This is a genomic window from Chryseobacterium sp. WLY505 (assembly GCF_030846215.1).
GTDB lineage: Bacteria > Bacteroidota > Bacteroidia > Flavobacteriales > Weeksellaceae > Chryseobacterium.
Genome location: NZ_JAVCWI010000009.1, coordinates 71156 through 89115, shown reverse-complemented (window position 1 = coordinate 89115; position 17960 = coordinate 71156). Strand labels below are relative to the sequence as shown.

Annotated in this window: 19 protein-coding genes; 11 read left to right on the top strand and 8 right to left on the bottom strand. The window is 29.7% G+C overall.

Going from position 1 to position 17960, the window contains the following annotated elements:
• The first annotated feature begins 5 nt into the window (after positions 1–5).
• The 5 genes from RAH34_RS17445 (at position 6) to dcm (ending at position 6747) form a co-directional block, all read left to right on the top strand.
• Positions 6–2522: a DEAD/DEAH box helicase family protein gene (locus tag RAH34_RS17445; protein ID WP_306596959.1), complete on the top strand. Its 2517-nt coding sequence runs from the start codon at positions 6–8 to the stop codon at positions 2520–2522.
• A gap of 417 nt (positions 2523–2939) precedes the next feature.
• Positions 2940–3917, top strand: coding sequence for an AAA family ATPase (locus RAH34_RS17440; protein ID WP_090000226.1), 978 nt, complete (start codon positions 2940–2942; stop codon positions 3915–3917).
• Positions 3895–5148: a DUF3871 family protein gene (locus tag RAH34_RS17435; protein ID WP_090000227.1), complete on the top strand. Its 1254-nt coding sequence runs from the start codon at positions 3895–3897 to the stop codon at positions 5146–5148. The genes RAH34_RS17440 and RAH34_RS17435 overlap by 23 nt, the downstream gene beginning before the upstream one ends.
• A gap of 77 nt (positions 5149–5225) precedes the next feature.
• Positions 5226–5786, top strand: a complete 561-nt coding sequence (locus RAH34_RS17430) for a hypothetical protein (protein WP_090000228.1) — start codon at positions 5226–5228, stop codon at positions 5784–5786.
• A complete protein-coding gene (gene dcm / locus RAH34_RS17425) occupies positions 5779–6747 on the top strand; it encodes a DNA (cytosine-5-)-methyltransferase (protein WP_306596958.1) in 969 nt (322 codons plus the stop codon). Before RAH34_RS17430 ends, dcm begins: the two co-directional genes overlap by 8 nt.
• On the opposite strand, the gene RAH34_RS17420 is transcribed toward dcm, so the two are convergent.
• The 7 genes from RAH34_RS17420 to RAH34_RS17390 form a co-directional block, all read right to left on the bottom strand.
• The gene (locus RAH34_RS17420) at positions 6733–7458 is read right to left on the bottom strand and encodes a hypothetical protein (RefSeq protein WP_306596957.1); all 726 of its coding nucleotides are present in this window, start codon (positions 7456–7458) and stop codon (positions 6733–6735) included. The genes dcm and RAH34_RS17420 overlap by 15 nt on opposite strands.
• Before the next feature lie 21 nt (positions 7459–7479).
• Entirely contained in the window at positions 7480–8787 is a 1308-nt protein-coding gene (locus RAH34_RS17415) for an LlaJI family restriction endonuclease (RefSeq protein WP_306596956.1), read from the bottom strand.
• Complete coding sequence (locus RAH34_RS17410; protein ID WP_306596955.1) at positions 8780–10591, bottom strand: AAA family ATPase; 1812 nt, start codon at positions 10589–10591, stop codon at positions 8780–8782. Before RAH34_RS17410 ends, RAH34_RS17415 begins: the two co-directional genes overlap by 8 nt.
• 1 nt (position 10592) lies before the next feature.
• Positions 10593–11768, bottom strand: coding sequence for a restriction endonuclease (locus tag RAH34_RS17405; protein WP_306596953.1), 1176 nt, complete (start codon positions 11766–11768; stop codon positions 10593–10595).
• Positions 11769–12191, bottom strand: a complete 423-nt coding sequence (locus RAH34_RS17400) for a very short patch repair endonuclease (RefSeq protein ID WP_306596952.1) — start codon at positions 12189–12191, stop codon at positions 11769–11771.
• A gap of 81 nt (positions 12192–12272) precedes the next feature.
• Positions 12273–13193: a hypothetical protein gene (locus RAH34_RS17395; protein WP_090000235.1), complete on the bottom strand. Its 921-nt coding sequence runs from the start codon at positions 13191–13193 to the stop codon at positions 12273–12275.
• Entirely contained in the window at positions 13193–13624 is a 432-nt protein-coding gene (locus RAH34_RS17390) for a hypothetical protein (RefSeq protein ID WP_090000236.1), read from the bottom strand. The genes RAH34_RS17395 and RAH34_RS17390 overlap by 1 nt, the downstream gene beginning before the upstream one ends.
• A gap of 402 nt (positions 13625–14026) precedes the next feature.
• Here RAH34_RS17390 and RAH34_RS17385 point away from each other — a divergent pair, with 402 nt between their 5' ends.
• Positions 14027–14377 (top strand): hypothetical protein, encoded by a 351-nt coding sequence (locus RAH34_RS17385; protein WP_306596951.1) that lies wholly within the window; start codon positions 14027–14029, stop codon positions 14375–14377.
• A 188-nt stretch (positions 14378–14565) separates the two neighbouring features.
• Positions 14566–15012, top strand: a complete 447-nt coding sequence (locus RAH34_RS17380) for a RadC family protein (protein WP_090000238.1) — start codon at positions 14566–14568, stop codon at positions 15010–15012.
• Positions 15013–15298: 286 nt separating this feature from the next.
• Here the strand turns inward: RAH34_RS17380 and RAH34_RS17375 are convergent, their stop codons facing one another.
• The gene (locus tag RAH34_RS17375; RefSeq protein WP_090000239.1) at positions 15299–15535 is read right to left on the bottom strand and encodes a helix-turn-helix domain-containing protein; all 237 of its coding nucleotides are present in this window, start codon (positions 15533–15535) and stop codon (positions 15299–15301) included.
• A 148-nt stretch (positions 15536–15683) separates the two neighbouring features.
• Between RAH34_RS17375 and RAH34_RS17370 the strand changes: the two genes are divergently transcribed.
• From RAH34_RS17370 to RAH34_RS17355, 4 genes are all read left to right on the top strand, one after another.
• On the top strand, positions 15684–16148 hold the full coding sequence (locus tag RAH34_RS17370) for a hypothetical protein (RefSeq protein ID WP_090000240.1): 465 nt from the start codon (positions 15684–15686) through the stop codon (positions 16146–16148).
• Between the two features lie 6 nt (positions 16149–16154).
• Positions 16155–16568, top strand: a complete 414-nt coding sequence (locus tag RAH34_RS17365) for a hypothetical protein (protein WP_306596950.1) — start codon at positions 16155–16157, stop codon at positions 16566–16568.
• A 65-nt stretch (positions 16569–16633) separates the two neighbouring features.
• The gene (locus RAH34_RS17360) at positions 16634–17056 is read left to right on the top strand and encodes a hypothetical protein (RefSeq protein ID WP_306596949.1); all 423 of its coding nucleotides are present in this window, start codon (positions 16634–16636) and stop codon (positions 17054–17056) included.
• A 40-nt stretch (positions 17057–17096) separates the two neighbouring features.
• Positions 17097–17819: a metallophosphoesterase gene (locus RAH34_RS17355; protein WP_090000243.1), complete on the top strand. Its 723-nt coding sequence runs from the start codon at positions 17097–17099 to the stop codon at positions 17817–17819.
• Positions 17820–17960 lie beyond the last annotated feature (141 nt).

The following is a 17960-nucleotide window of genomic DNA, read 5'->3' as shown; positions in this document are numbered from 1 at the left end:
TAAGCATGAATTTACCTAATACCCACTTTGAAGACTTTCCTATTGAGTTCAAACAAATTAATCCTGAAGATTTCTCTAATTTCCATACTACTGAGAAAGTTATTATTTCTCCTGATAGTGATGGATACATTAAAACTCCTTTAACTAATCACATTAAGCTGTATGACAAGAATACTGTGGTTATTAACGCAGGTGTAGGACAAGGTAAGACTACAGCAATAATTGATATTGTAAAGCAATATTACAGTAATACTGATTATGTTATTTTCCTAGCTTCTCCTTTTGTGAGTCTAGTGGAACAGTATTATAAGGATATATTGGAAAAAGAAATTCCAGAAAGAGATGTATTCAGATATGAGGTTTTAGGGAATGAGGAACCAACAGATTTCTGGCATAAAAGGATTCATATAGTTACAGCAAATTGTCTGTTAGGAAATCCTGGAGAAGATGCTTTTGTAAGCTCTAGTGTCAAAAGGTATTATACTAATAGACTAGTTAAATACTGTGAAAAACATGGGAAGAAAGTTATTTTTATCTATGATGAAATACATGATGCTATTCATAATTTTAAGGAAAAATATATTTTCAATCTTTGGAAATGGAGAAATGTAATCCTGAAAAACTATATCATTAGTGCTACATATAATGAAGCTTCAAAAGTTGTTATTGAGTATCTAGCTGAGCTTACTGATGATAAAATACAAATCATAGAATCTGAAAGGAGAAGGTTTTCTGAAAAGCAAAGTGAGCTATTTCTGCATTATAATAACGAACAGTTTTATACTTATGATGATAAAGCTATTACTGACCTAGTTAAGGAGCTTATTTACCTTGATAAGGATATTGACATATTATCTTATTCAAAGACACTAGCAGATAATATTATTAAAAATAAAGGTTCAGGTATTGGAAAGGAGCTATATTCGAAATATGCTGAAATCAATAATTGTACCTCTGAATTAGTTCTAAACCAAAGGAATGATAGAGTTACCCCCCAAAACAGATACAATCCAAGCATGTGTAATGTTGGTACTAATTTTAAAACTGGTGTAAGCATTAAAAAGGGCAATCATGCTTATGTTATTATCTTACCTCCAAAAGGAGCTAAAAAGCCTTTTAAAAATAACTATGGAATATTCTCTGGAGGCATAAATTCAATTATTCAGGCACTAGCAAGACAAAGAGTGAAAGGAGAAATACATCTTATTCTCCCTAAACCAAAAGATTTTGATTTTGAATCTTTACAGTTTGAGGAAGTAGAAAAGGTAGAAGTATTCAAAGAATTTTATACTTCAGTAATGGATACTCAGCAATTAGAACATAAAACAAAATATCTTTCTTTATCATCACAAGATGAGATACTTAATGCATTCTATGAAAAAGAAATAAAAGAAAATGTAAGACATGAGATTGATTTTGTTAAGTCACTAGATAGATTAAATAGTGTTAGGCTAGACTTCCCTGAGTATAGGTTATTCAAGTTAAATGAAGGAGAAGCTTTACTAGCTAAAAAATATGATTTCTATGGGAATGATCTATCTTCATATATTACTTATTGTGCTATTACCAATCAGTTTATTAATTGTAAACTAGCTTCAGGTAATAGAGTACCAGCATTAATCTTTAAATATGGAGAAATACAAAAGGGATTAAAAGAATATTGTAATAGCTATTACTTCCAAGATGATAGAAGAATGCATATATATTACTTTTATAATGATACCCAGTTTTATAATATATTCAGGGATGATTTATTCAATAGCTTTCAACTTATATTTCAAAATTCTAGTGGACAATTGTTACCATTAAAAAAGCATGGAACAGCTAATCATAATAAGTGTTTTGAATTACAGCTACTTAGCTTTGTACAGCATTTTGGTTATACCAATAATCCAGTAAACAGACATGAGTATTTTAAAGATGGAAAACTTCATGATGGTGTATATGATAGAAGTCAGTATTTCCTTGAAGGGATAGCACATGCAGAAATAATTAATACTGAGGATATTCAAGATAACCCAAATGCCACTAGAAGACTTAAAGCATTTAAATTTTTGAATTTTTTAAGACAACAAGTGATTAATTCTCAAATAACCATAACTACAGCCCATCAGGGTACATTTCAATTTGTCTTAAATAAACCTAATGAAAACTTCATTCCACAAGACAGATTAGAAGAATTTAGAGAAATACTAAAGCATTTCCTAGAAGAGGATGAGATACTTTCAAGGTATGAATTTAAACATAGATTTATAAATAAAGAAGAAAGCAAACAAATTGAATCCCTTTATAGTATAATATTGAATGATTTTTTCAAAACAACAGATTATAAAGAAGCTAGTGGTGCTAGGAGAAATGGGAAGAAAATTATTGAAATTAAACCTATTCCTAGACACACAGAAGTTGTAAATTATATCTCTCTACCTGATTATGACTATGAAGCCTTACCTGAAACATTTTTTGAAGTAAATGCACTTTCTGAGGAAGAAGTAAAAAACATAACAGAAGAAATAAGAAAATAATCCGTCCAAAATCCCTGAGTCTATATATAGGTTTTAAGAAAAATGGACGGATTGAAAAACATAATCCCTGTACTCTAGTGGTACAGGGATATATTATTTCTAGTAAACTCTACACTCTCTTTGAAGATATACTATACTCCTAATGTGCTAGCCTTAAAATGGTTAGTTTCAGCAAGTGCCACAAGGGGTTCTTTTTAAATCTCCCCAACCTTAAAAATCTATGATTTAACAACGCACGAATTCAGAGGAGGACAACTCTGTTGTAGTTTTGTTCCAAAACTTTTGGTATACAAAATTACAAAATTCTCAGGACAATATCAATAGTTTTAGTCCTACCCATGCATATTTGAAGCTAATAGCCAAATTGTAATTCACCTATAAAATAATTTCATTTTTTAACCTTTTAAATTAATCATTATGCAATTAAAACAATCACAAAGACAACAAGTAAAGCTCAGGTTAGGGCTTTCTGGTGCAAGTGGATTTGGAAAGACCAAATCAGCCTTATTATTAGCCTATGGAATGACACAGGATTGGAGTAAAATAGCTGTAATAGATACAGAGAATTCTTCAGCTTCTCTATATTCAGATTTAGGGAATTACAATGTTCTAGATCTACAAGCTCCTTATTCTCCTGAAAGATATATCCAAGCTATTGAACTATGTGAGAAATCAGGAATTGAAGTCATTATCATAGATTCAGCCAGCCATGAATGGAATGGTATAGGAGGTTGCCTAGAAATCCATGAAAAGTTAGGTGGAAGATTTCAAGATTGGGCTAATGTAACTCCACGACACCAGGGTTTCATTAATAAGATTTTACAATCTACCTGTCACATCATTACTACAACAAGAAGGAAAATAGATTATTCTCTTGATGTTGGAAGTAATGGTAAAACTCAAGTAGTGAAACATGGAACTAAAGAAATCACCAGAGATGGCTTTGAATATGAGTTAACTATCAATTTCGAACTTATTAATGAGAATCATCTTGCTAAAGCTTCAAAAGACAGAACAGGATTATTTATGAATAAGCCTGAATTTCTTATTACTTCTGATACAGGTAAAATGATATTAGAGTGGTGTAATTCAGGCTCAAAAACTAATCCATCTCAAATTATTCCAAGTTCTACAGGAAGAAACTCTATGCCTAAAATAGATTCAAGTGATGCTTTTGAATGTTCTCCTAGTCAGAATCTAATGGATGCTACAGAACAGGAAGTATATGAGGCTATTCAGAACTGCAAGTCTGTTACTGAACTATTAGCTTTATACAGACAGTTTCCACAATATCAGGAAAGCTTAAAACCTGATTTTGAAGCCAAGAAATCTTTACTTATCAATCTAACTAACCCTAATAACTTTAGTAAAAATGGACACTCAAAGTTTCAGTAAAACTCCCAACATTATAGAGGTAATTTTAAGACCACAACAAAACCCAATTAATCTAAAGCTAAGAAGTGTAAGTAATACTACTCATGTAGAAAAGAAATTAATTAGAGATATTTTCTTAGATGACAATGAGAGCTTTGAAGAAGCAGAAATATTTTATCCAAGCAAGATGAATGATGTTAATATCCCTATACAAGTTGATATTCCAAATAAAAAGCCTGAAACTTCAAATGTAGTTCAGGCTTTTTTAATGTCTGACTCTAAAATTCAGAATAGACCTGATACTCCAGTTGGGCTAGCTAAAAATGATGATAAACAGACTAGTCCTTTTATCATAGCTAATACATCAGAAGCTACATTAGATCATTTACAGAATGACTGTATTATTCCTGTATTCAGTAAGGATAATGAGAAAACTATTGCTCATCAGGAATTTATTGAAGTTGTTTTAAGTGCAGTTCAGACAGTTTTTCCACATCACCATATTACAGAACCTGAAATCAGGGTTTCTCATCAAATTAAGGGCAGAATACCTTCAGCTATTCATAAGGCTGTAAAAGAGCTTTTAGAGCATGAGAAAACCATTTATTATGAAAGAATGGCATTTGTTATTAAAGTACCTAGTATAACTGATAGAGTAAATGGTAATGAGATTTCTTTGACAGTTGGAGGTGTTAGAAGTTATAACTTGGAGAATCTTTATAATAAGAAGTCTCTGGAGAGATTCAAGTTCTTTATAGGCTTTCAGAATCAAATCTGCATGAACATGTGTATTAATACAGATGGCTTTTTGGAAGATATGAGGGTTGGAAGTTTACAAGACTTGTATACTAGGGTACTTGAAACAATACAAGGTTATAATGCTGAACTTCATCTAATGGAAATGAAAGAGCTTACACAATATTATCTATCTGAACATCAATTTGCTCAGCTTATAGGTAGAAGCAGATTATATCAACACTTACCTAAGTCTGAAAAACAGAATATCCCTTTATTAAACTTTAATGATAGTCATATTAATACTATAGCTAAGGATTATTATGAAGATAAGAATTTTTGCAGACAAGAGGATGGCAGGATTAACTTGTGGAATGTTTACAACCTTTTCACACAAGCTAATAAAAGTAGCTATATAGATACTTTTCTGGATAGAAATTTGAATGCTTTTGAGTTTTCAAAAGATATTCAAAAAATGCTTAATGATAGTTCTGATTATCATTGGTTTTTGAGTTAATAGTGTACCCAATAAATATTGGGTACATATTTAAACCTAATGAATGATTATATTTGTAGCTCGAAAAAATTGTATTGATGAATCACTTTGTAAATAATGTACTTAAATATAAAGCTTTGTTTCATGTTGTTGATGTACCTTATAGAGATATCCATTTAATACAAAATAAGGTACTTAAAGAACTTAAGCTTAAAGACCTGAATGAGTTAAGAGACAAATTTGAAGGTGAGCAGTTTTATAAAAATAGATTAAGTAAGTGCTTACCTATTGTTTCTCTTGAAAAACTACTTAAGATTAAACTTTTTGATTGGGAGAAATCAGAACTTAAAAATATCCAATCTGATATTACAATATCTGATATAAAAATTAGTTTAAACTTAAGTTTATATGGTAATACTCCAGAGGTAGAAAAAGACTCTGATTGTCCTATAATCTTTTTTATTCTTAATAACCTTAAGGAGGTTTGGATATGTGGTTTTGCATCAAATAAAACTATTAAAAAATATCAAGGAAGAGAAAGAATTATTGGGATTGGTTCAAAATCAAAAAAAGTTGTGGAGTTCAATGGATTTAGCCACTTAAAGAAATTCGATTCATTGGAAGAATTATTATTAATCATAAAAGAAGATAATGAATAAAAAATTCACAGTAGGGAGCTTATATGCTGGTATAGGAGGAATTTGTTTAGGATTTAAAAAAGCAAAATTTAATATTTCATGGGCAAATGAATATGACAAGAATGCATGTGTAACATATAGGCATAATTTTTCCCATCAACTATATGAGAATGATATCATATCTTTTGATATTAATAAGCTAAAGAAAATTGATGTTCTAGCTGCAGGATTTCCATGTCAGCCCTTTTCAGTAGCTGGTTATAGAAAAGGATTTACAGATGATAGGGGAAACCACTTTTTTCGCATAATGGAGATTGTTGATCTAATTAGACCTAAAGTAATTTTCTTAGAAAATGTAAAAAACTTAGTGGGACATGACCATGGCAATACCTTTAAGGTTATACAAGAAAACTTGGAAAGCAGAGGTTATACATTTGATGCAAAAGTTTTAAATACTAAAGATTATGGAGATATTCCTCATAATAGAGAGAGAATCTTTATGGTTTGTTTTGATAAAAACATTTTACAGCACCCAGATGATTTTAAGTTTCAGTTTCCTAAAAAAGACCCTTTAAAAAGGAAAATAAAAGATCTTATTATTCATGAAAAAGTTGATGATAAGTTTTACTATGGAAAAGATAAATATATGTATCACATGTTAGAAGAGACTATGACAAAAGAAGATACTATTTATCAGTTCAGAAGACAGTATGTAAGGGAAAATAAATCTAATGTATGTCCAACACTTACTGCAAACATGGGAACAGGTGGACACAATGTTCCTATGGTTAAAACAGAATTTGGTTTTAGGAAGTTAACTCCAAGAGAATGTTTTAGATTTCAAGGTTTTCCTGATGACTTTAAACTTCCTGAGATTGCTAATTCACACTTATACAAACAAGCAGGTAATTCTGTAAGTGTTCCTGTTATTGAAAGACTTGCAGGTAAAATTTTTGATGTACTTGAATCAAATACCCTTTAATTTATTATACATCAAATTAATATCCTTTAAATCACCACATTGGATGTAATAATTGTCAGCATCCATTGTGGTATGATTTAATCTATCTCCTTTTTTGATTATATATTTTCTTTTAATGATCTCTTTTAAAGTTGTAATTGATAGAACTCCTGGAATATCAAATGAAAAATCCTGATTATTTATTAATTCAAGCATCCTCTGTTTATCAAAATTTTTATCATTGAGAACTATATCTTTTACATTTGGCTTAATTCTAACAGCTATAAAATAATCATAGGTAAAACTTCCATTATCAGGTATATAATTGCCACTTTGATCCCAATCTCTGCACTCTAGTAAGAATAAATTAGAAAAGAAAGCCATAGATTTGATGTTAATATTTTTACCTTCTGCAACTATATCTCCGTGATCCCATATTCCTTTTTTAAATACTCCTAAATCAACTCCAGAGGTTGTAATACCATTTTTTATTAATTCATTATTTAAAATCAGTTCTGCAAGCTTACCTTGGAAAGTATTAGCAAAGACTTCTGCTGGAGTTCTAACTAAACTTCCACCATTTCTGTGATCTCTATGAAATCCTTCTCCATATGCCATTTCATATGCAAATTCGAAAGCTATACTAATAAATTCCTTTTTGACCATATTTTCAGTAAAAGGAATTTTTTTAGTTATCCTGTATATTCCATCTTTAAATTCAAGTCTGCTCATCTGTATTAGTTTTAGTTAAAATTAAGAAATTAGATCTTTTAAATTTGTAACTTCTAAACTTTTATTTTCCAGATACATCTGCTGCCAGTCTTTAAATGGGCATAAAATAATTAATATTTTTTTACCTGGATATAATTCATATTTAATATTTCCAATCAGTATTATATTATTAATTATAACAGCATGCTCATCTTCTTTAAGTTCTGAAAACTCATCCTCATTTGCTGGGAAAAGAAAAAAGTTTCCAATTGCTTTTTCTATTTTATTTTCAATATGCTGCTGGTATTGAAACTGTTTTAAAATGTCTTTGTATCCTGGTTCTCCAGATAGACTGCTTTTAAATTTTAGGCTGTAATACTTTGCATCAAATAGATAGGTATTATTTTCATTATCATTTATAATAATATCTGGTAATAATATATTTTTAGATTCATAATTATTACCTAAAATATCCCATTTAGGTCTTGGAAAATAAGAATCTTTTGAATGCTTGTACTTCCATATCTGCTTACATATATCTTCCCAAATAGTTGAATATGCTTTTGTACCATACAATGACATATCACTTTCCAAAGCTCCCGTCTTACTTCTAATTAAGAATATTAATGATTTTACTAAATATATTTCTCTGTCAGTATAAACAGTTTGTAATAACTTTAGAAGATGATTTATTAACTGCTCTGGATTTCCTATTTCACTTAGATCCTCTTCGTAATCAAAATCAAAATTAATCAGATCTATTCCTAGAAATACTGAATATTTTTCTGAAATATAATTTAACCCCCACTTTTGAATAGCTGCTGTTAAGTTAAATGTATCTTCAATTATAGTGTGATTTATAGTATCAGTATAAATTGGCTGACCAGAAGAATAGACTGGATCAATATCATTAACTGTATGAACCCAGTGAATGTCTCCATTCCCATTTATTTCGTACAGTCTATCTCTGTAAGTATAAATTCCATTACTTTGAAAGTCCTCTAATAAGAACTCTGCAATTGCTAATTCAGAACATTCAGGATTATCAGGCTCTATGTTGAAAAAATCAATCCCATCAAATAGATGTCTATTGGTTTTTGTATATCTTTTTAAAGTTTTAATTGTTAATAAAGCAGACTCTTTTAGCTCTCTAGTGTATATTTTAGGTATAACAGCAAATGCCACACTTCGTACAGATACAACTCCAACAAAAGTAAATTTATAATAGGTTTTACTCTGCTCAATTATACCCTTTAAGCCTAATGTGAATAATTCCTCTTCTGAAAAAGAAATCAACAATTCAGACTTAGTATATAGCTTTTGTTCAATATAAATAACAGGATTATTCAAAAGCTAAAGTTTCATCAAATACATTATTTCCTTTATCATACTCTTCTGCTATTTCTGAGAAGGTCTTCAAAGAACTTTTAAATATTCCAGTTTTATATCTTAAAACATCTTCTTTTAGATACAGAAGCAGTTTGTTTTTAACTGATTCCTGATTTGTAATTTCTCTTTTATTTAAAAAGAAAGGACCTACAAGCTTATCTTCATGAATTCCAAGTTCAAGAAGCTTTTGGTTTATGATTCTTCTAAAAGTATTCCATTTAAGTTCTGGTTTGCCTTCAAGGAAAGGCATCTTGATATAAATACCATCTATCTGGGCTTCACTCTTATTTATTCCTAGATGTTCAAAGCTCCAGCGTCTTTTAAAAGCTGTATCAAGAGGCAGTACTCCCTGATCTGCATTATTCATGGTTGCCCATATATAGAAATTTGAAGGGATTTTAATTTCAGCTTCAGTAATATTTCTCCCTCTTAGATAATCATATATTGAAGCTTCTAAGGTAATAGGATATTCACTCTCACCATTATCATTTCTATCAAGCAGTTGAAATAGCTCTCCAAAAACAGCAGTAGTGTTGGCTCTATTCAACTCTTCTATCAGTAATAAAAAATTGTGATCTGGATTTTTGACTGCTCTTTCATATAATATTAAAAAAGGGCCAGGCTCAAATGCATATTCAATAACAGGTTCAACCTTATGTTCATTCATGGTAACTCTGTCAGAATCAAATATTATTATATCTGTTTGTTTATATAAGGACTTGGGTTTATAGGTTCCAACAAAGTTTCTATAGGAGTAACTTGAGTGAAAAGTAACCCTTTTGTATAAAAACTCATTTGGGAAAGAAGCATTTGCTCTTTTATTCATTTCATAACTCTTACCCGTTCCTGGAGCTCCATATAAAATTAGGTTTTTAGGAAAATCTTCTGAAATAGGATTAGGCTCTAAATCTAAGTTTGAAACTATATTTAAATCTTTATACCCTCCTTCAATAGCTTTAAGATTAGTAATATAAAAATCATCTCCAAAAATTGCATTTATCTCCTCTTTAAGTTCTGGAAAGATATCAATAAGAATTCCAACTAAATTTTTAGCCTCTAAAGTGCTAATTTCAGCATTAGCTTGATTCTGTTCATTTTTTATCATAGGCCCTATAAAAGATATATTATAGGTGGCGAAATATCCTATGAATTCTTTTCGTGAAAGAACTCTTGGTAAAATAATTATTGGTTTTAATGTAACTTTAAAATTATTTGGCTTATTTGCATCATAGCCTTTACTATGTGGTCCAGCAGTCACGATACAAATGGCACTTAAACCAGATGGCCAAGCAGGCTTGTCTCCATGTTGATTAAAAAAAATAATATCACCAATATTTGTTTTGTTTTCATGCTGATAAATTCCATCAAATTCAAATTCAGCAATACTGTCTGGACTTGCAAGATCTATTGATGTTTTTGATGTCTTATAAGAATAGTAATTTCTTGTTTTTTCCACAACAGGTTTTTTTTCTTTCAAGAATTTCAAATAGTTTTCATTCCCTAATATAGCTTGTGGTGCCCCTTTTCTATATTTTGCATTTTCTGCCTTCCATCCAGCTTCATTATTGTTATAGACCATCTCTTTAATTCGTGCTATATCATCTTCTATGAAGTCAATATTTACATCAAAGAGATTGTTGTCAAAAAAATGTTCATCCCATCTCTTCAAGAGATCTTTCTTTAATATCCCTTTATATCCCTTTTTATAATTTTGTTGTTTTTCAGACCATTCTAAAAACTCATCAATTAATAAGTCTCTATCCATATTATATTTCTTCTAAAAATAGTTCATACTCATCTAATTTTGTGAAATCTATATAAAATTTATTATCAGGTGTTTTGGTTATTTTTACACTATCATAACCAATTTCAATTAGTTTGTTATAAGTCAGAAGTTCACCTTCTTTTAAGTTTAAAATATCTCTGAGCATCCAATTCGAAAGTGCATTGTTAGGGTTAGTCATTAAGGCTTTTCCATTTTCCTGGCATACTTTTGCGGAAAACTCTTCTCCGCTAGGAATCACTAATGTGAATGGCTCTTCTCTTGGTGGAAGAAAGTCTAAGTCTTTAATTTCTACAGGTATAGGAATATATACTTCTCCATAGTTTCTTGCTCTTCCACCTGCATTCCATTGATTTAATTGGCTCTTTTCAGGAACTATATGACTGTGCCCTTTAGCTTTTCTTTTTGCGGAATATAATGGCAGTATAATATAGTCTTCCCCTGGAGTTAATTCATTTTGAGTAATTTGATTAGTGGGTTCTATATATGTATTTATATTTTCAACTTGAACACGTGGGTTAGCTATTGCATTCCTCAATATAGTAATAGGATCATTAATTATATCAATATCAATACTTTTACAGTTATTAGGAACTGTAAACCTTTTCATCAATACACTTTTAGAATGATTAAAATTATATTCGTTAAGGGCATCTTTGAACTTTAATGCTACAGCTGAATCATCAATAATTTCTATGGATTCTTTATCTATCAAATCATAGTTATCCTCAAAGATTTTTATTACACCTTTATCTCTTCCAATAATGTGATAAACTCTCTTATGAATATCATAAGTTCTATCTGCAACTAAAATTCTTTCATTTCTTAAATCTGCCAGTCTATTTGCAAGATCAAGTCCTCGAAGAGTTCTAAGAATTGAACTATCTGCATTAAATTCAGCAACCTTCTCAACTTTTGAAGATCCATTTAATACAAAGGTTTTAATTCCAATACCACACTTATTTATTACTGCATCATAAGCTCCATCAGCCCTGGCGAGATTTTCAGCCCCAAAAACATCACAAAATATATTCTCAGCAATTCTATATTGAATATAGGGCTTATCAGACTCACTGAAGAGTTTAGATAATGCTCCAATAGCTTTTAATTTCTCCTGATATTCTTCAATTTTCTGCTGTGTTTGTACATTTAAAAACATTCAATTATTCTTTACAGTTGAGATTTCTTGTTGAATTATTTCTAAGCATGAAGAAAGATTTTTTTTGATTTCTTTACTCCAAAATCTTATTACTTTCCAATTATTTGACAGAAGGTACTCGTTGACTTCCTTATCTCGTTGTATATTTCTCTCAATTTTTGGAATCCAATAGTCTCTATTAGTTTTTATTCTATTTTTTTGGTTTTCCCAATCTTTTCCATGAAAAAATTCACCATCAACGAATATAGCTATTTTATATTTGGAGAAACTGATATCAGGCTTTCCAAATATCTTTTTATTATTTTTTCTATACCTATAACCCATATTCCATAATGCCTTAGCGAGCAGAACCTCTTCTTTAGTTTCCTTACTTTTGATTGCCTGCATATTCTTTCTTCTTTGTTCAGGTGTTAAATTATCCATATATGCTATTGTTATGGGTTATAAATCAAAAGAATTCAAAAGGGTATTTTAGAGTTGAAAATAGGATGTAGATTAAATTAGTTAAAAATTTTTCTTTATTTTACTAAATTGAATTTCAATTTGATCTTTAAATAATTTAAAGGTCTTAATAGAATTGTTTTCTTTACTAATCATATGTATTTTATTGTGATTAGTAAAGAAAATCATATCATAGTAAGATGTAACAGCTCCTACAGAACCTTCAAATATCTTAAATTTTTTATCATATAAATAGTCATATAAATATAATCCGTTTTTCCCTTTAATCAATAGCATCTTCTGATATAATCTTACTTCTTGAATTATTTCATTTTCAAATCTAATTTTCTTTATTGGTTTTGTCTTATCATTTATTTCAAATAAGATAAGTCCCTCAAATGCATCTGCAATAACTATAATATTGTTTCTATTTAATATTTCTAAATCTTGTGCATCTTCGGTTCTGAATGAATTTGAATTTGTTTTATTTATTTCCTTTACACCATATCCTCTTATTGATAAATATATATTATCATTGTTACTCTTCATATTTGTAACAGTTTGATCATTCTCTATATCTATATCCTTAGCTGAAGACTTTAATCCACCAGTAGAATTAGCATTAAAAAAGTTAATTTTATTGTCAGTATTTAGTAAATCTATACGTTGGCTAGACTTGTTTAAAAATAACTGGTCAAACTCTTCATCAATAAACATAATTTTTTTATCGAAATCATTTGATAAATTAAGACGTAATAACTTATTATCACTAAGAGCGAATAAATTATTATTATAAAAATTTACTTCTGTAATATTATTATCACTAGTAATTTTATCAATATAATTTAGATTTGCAATGTTAATCCTATGAAATTTAGATTGGAAGTTGTCAAACTTTATTACTTCTATATCTTCTCCCAAGTAATGAATAAATAGGTGAAAATTATAGGCTTCTAATGATATGATTATTTTCTCCTGTTTCATTATATTCTTTTTCTTTTTACAATTGATGATATGTCATCAATGGAAATAACTCCTTTTTCAACCCAAAGATTTAAAAGATCTTTCGAAATATTATATCTAGATTTTGAAAATGGGATAACAGGAAAACCATGCCAGTCATCATTATCATTTACAGGTCTTTGGAAGAACCCAAATTGTTCATTATCCTGACCTACTGAGTTTTTATTTGGTAATAGTGACCACATATTATTTGAAGAAGTGCATGTCCATTCAATATCTATTGGATTATTTTCTATTTTAGTAAAATTACCATAGTCAGCATAGTCAAATAAGTCTCTTTCTACATTAATACTAATCCACTTTGCATATTTATTCCTAGCTGTGGATTGATGTTTTTCAATAGAAATATATTTTTTTCTTCCTATTGGTCTAGTGTAATTTATGTTTGGCATTTTTTAATTTCAAAATATGATTTTACATGTTTAGGTTAAGAAGTTGAGTTTCAATTATGATGATAACACTGTCTTATAATGCCGGAGATATTTCAATTAAATTGTTCATGAATTAGTTTTTTCCAAATTTAGTGATTTTTACAATTATACCTCCATGTATTTCATACACATCTTATTAAGTATTTTATTTACTCAAATATTTTTAAAAAAAAATTATGAAGTTATTCTTTTGCTCCATACCCTTATGACACCTGCCCCCATTCTTGAATGAAGGGAAACTCCCCCCATACATTTTATGTGAAAACAACTTTTAAGCAGAATTAGACTTTGTAATAAATTTTTAATCTTGCTGCGAGCTTGTTTCTCTAAAAAGTAATCTTAAAATTTTAAAACTTAAAAACAATGGTAAGAATTATTAATTACAAGCAAGTACAAAAAGAGGATGGAAAAAAATTTTATCTTCTAGAGGTGCAAGGAGGCATTGAAATGGTACTAAGTAAGGCTACTGGTCAATACTATGCTACAGCTAAAAAAGCTGCTGTATCAACTACATTTGATGAAGAAACCTGTAAAGGCTTAATAGGCTCTGATATGTCTGGTAAAGTTGCAAAGATTACTACAGAGCCTTATCAGTATATTATCAAAGAATCTGGAGAGGAAGTCACTCTCAATCACAAATACATCTATCTTCCAGAAGGTGTAGAAAGTTCTGAGGACAAACTAGCAAAACAACTTGAAGAAGCCTTTGCGTAGTTATTCTAGAGCATGAAGACTTAATACGTCCATTTTTCCTGAATCCATATATAGGGTTTAGGAATTTTGGACGTATTTTTCTTTTCTATAATGAAAAGTCCATTCTGTGTGGTAATGCTATATACTTATACACAAATGGACATTTTTATTTTTCAACTTATTCATTCACTAACAACCCTAATCTTTATATGAAAACAAATACAAAAGTTGCAGAATTACTTGTTTCTTATTCTAACAATATAAGTCCAGAACAAAAAATAAGCAACAGTGATGATAGTTATGATATTGTTATGAGTCTATGGAATCTTAATACTATTCAAATACAGGAAGAAGTGAAAGTAATATTTCTCAATGATGCTCTTATGGTGCTAGGCTTTTATTCTTTATCTAAAGGTGGTATTTCATCTAGTATTGTTGACATTAGATTAGTATTATCAGTATCTCTAAAGGCTCTAGCAACAGGTATTATTTTAGTTCATAATCATCCAACTGGAAATCTTAAACCTAGTAAAGCTGATTTAGATATTACAAAGAAATTAAAGTCTGCATGTGATGTTATGGGAATAAATCTCCTAGACCATTTAATTATCTCAAAGGAAAGTTATTTTAGTTTTGCTGATGAGGGGTTATTGTAGTTATATGGATTTCTCTTTATATGTAATCTAGGACTAATAATTTATTTTTAATATTATTCACATTCGCACATAAGAGCTGAATACTATCCTAAACTACCTTAATTAAAGCTAATGGCTAAATCTTATTACATATATAATATAGCCAAATTATAATATTCAAGTTTATGATAGATTAACAAAGAAGGCTCTTAAGTAATGGAATAGATACTCAGAGGTGCTAGATTAAAAGGGAGATAGATGGGAAAAATAAAAGCTCTAAAAGTCTCCAAACCATAATAGCCAAATCTTACCTTTCAGAAGCTTCAATATTTAATAGATCAACAAGCTTAATTTCTAAAGCTTCTGCTATCCTGTATAAAGTAATTACTGTAGGATTAGTCCTACCTGCTTCAATTCTTGATATATTGGTAGGGTCAATATTTCCTTCCATTCTGCCCACTAAATCTGCTTGAGAAATACCTTTTTGCATTCTCAATTCTTTAATCCTTTTACCAATTAATTTTAATATTTCTGATTTTTCCAACTTGTCATATTTGTCAAGTCAAAGTTGTTGATTATATTTACAGCTTGTAATGCCATATATGGCAATATTGATTTTGTTACCTTATGGATTTCCGTAAGGTATTGATCAGATTTAAAAGTAATTTGCTAATTAAAACAAACTTAAAACAATGAAAAAAACTTTACTACTGTTCATCTTAGTATGTTCAACTTACCTTTACTCTCAAACATCTCAATATGTATCATTTCCAGATATAAACTCTGATGTATCTCCTAATAAGGCTAGAATCTATGTTATAAGACCAACAGGAAAGTTAAGCCATTACTATATAACTCTATCATCTAATGGGGATATGATAGGCAGACTTGATTATAAGAACTACCTGTGTTGGGATGTAAATGCAGGTACATATAATTTAGAAGGAGCTTTTGAGGGTAATAAGATTAGAAAGGATCAGACTGAAAACAAAGATTTCTTTACTGTAAATGCTAAAGAAGGAAAGACCTATTACATAAGACTTAGCCCTGCTTATGGTCTGACAACAGGAAAAGCTTCTTTTGATATTATTGAGCCTGAAAAAGCAAAAGAATACATTAAAAAGTTCCCACAACCTAAAGTTAAATATGTAAACTAAAGTAATATGAGAAAGATTTTACTATTATTCATAATGACAATATCAGTTTGTCTTTATTCACAAGATGGGTTCCAGTATGTTACAACTAGCAAAGATGGTACTGATTATTACTACCAAATATCAAGTGATGTAGATAGTAATATGGGATTATACACTGACTTCTGGTTAAAAAAAGGAATCTCAGTAAAGAAAATAAAAACCAAGTCAGGAAAATATTCTACCACTGGAGGAGGATACTTTTTAACTTTGATGAGAATCTCATGTTTAGAAAAAACATATTTGTTCAAGAATACAATCAAGTATGATAGTGCTGGAAAAGTTATAGGGACACATGATTTTCCTATATTTGAAGAACCCAAACCTGTTGTACCAAACTCAGTTATTGAAACCATTTATAAAACTGTATGTAGAAAAGAATAAGCTTTACAGAACAATAATACTTATAACCACCTCAAAGCAGGTGGTTTTTTAATCTCAAAACTAATATGAAACCCAAAATACCATTTCGTATAGGCTACCAATATGATAAGTGGGAACTAAACCTACTGAGCATATCAGACAGCATCCCTGATAATTCTTATTGTAGCTATATATGGGTAGGAAGTGAAATTAAGAAGTTCTTAAACTTCATACCTCACAGAACAGAGCTTATATTCTATTGGGATATACTAGAAGTTGTAATCCTTGAGTTTGATAAGAAATCTGAACACTATTACAAAAGGCTCAATAAAGCCTTATCAGAAAGAGCCACTAGAGTGAACCCTGAAGTTCTTCCTGATGGTATGATTATTCACAAGTTTATAACTAGCAAAGTGACTTATTGGAATATCTACTTTCCTGTAAATAAAGAAATAAGGTTGATTTACTTTTCAAACTCCTTTGCTTACATCAAAACCTTACTGGAATAAAGCTTTGAAATCATTATTAACATTAATATAAAAATATAAAATGGGAAGAATACTTATAACAACTGATAACCATGGGGCTTTAAAAGCTGTAAAACAGGTTTTGGAAAGGTGTAATTTCAATCCAAATGAAGACTTATTAATAAACTTAGGAGATGTAGTTGATAGAGGCACAGAAAGTGCTGAATTAGTACAATTCTACATAGAACTTTCAGAAGAATGTCTTTATAAACCTTTATTCATTAAAGGAAACCATGATGATTACTGTCAGAAATGGTTAAAATCAGGTGAAATTAATATGGAATGGTTAATGAATGGAGGTACAGAAACTATTGATTCTTATATTAGAACAGACTATTTGGATAGTGAAGTACATTTAAACTTTTTTAATGAAATGTTTGATTTCTATATTGACACTAAGAACAGGGGATATGTTCATGCAGGGTTCACATCTCATAGTGGTCTAGGTCATGACAATCCTAATACATATTATTGGGATAGAACTTTATGGGAGCTAGCTCTTCTAAACAATGAAAATAAAGAGCTTTCTAAAGAAAGGAGAATATATGAATCTCATAAAGAAATATTTATAGGTCATACTCCAACACTTAATTGGGATGAAACAGAACCTATGAATAAATATAATATTTGGAATCTAGATACTGGTGCAGGATTTGGAGGAAAGATCACAATTCTAGATGTTGCTAGTAAAGAATTTTGGCAGAGTGATACAGTTGAAGATTTGTATACTGATAACAGGTATTAGTAAAGTTTAAGCTTAAAAGGTATCCATTTAGGTATCCATTCATTAAGGAAAATATGTAAAATGTTAAATATCAATATGAAATATGATCTGGTTCGAGCCCAGGTGGGACCACAGAAAATAAACCACTTATGTAATTTTTAC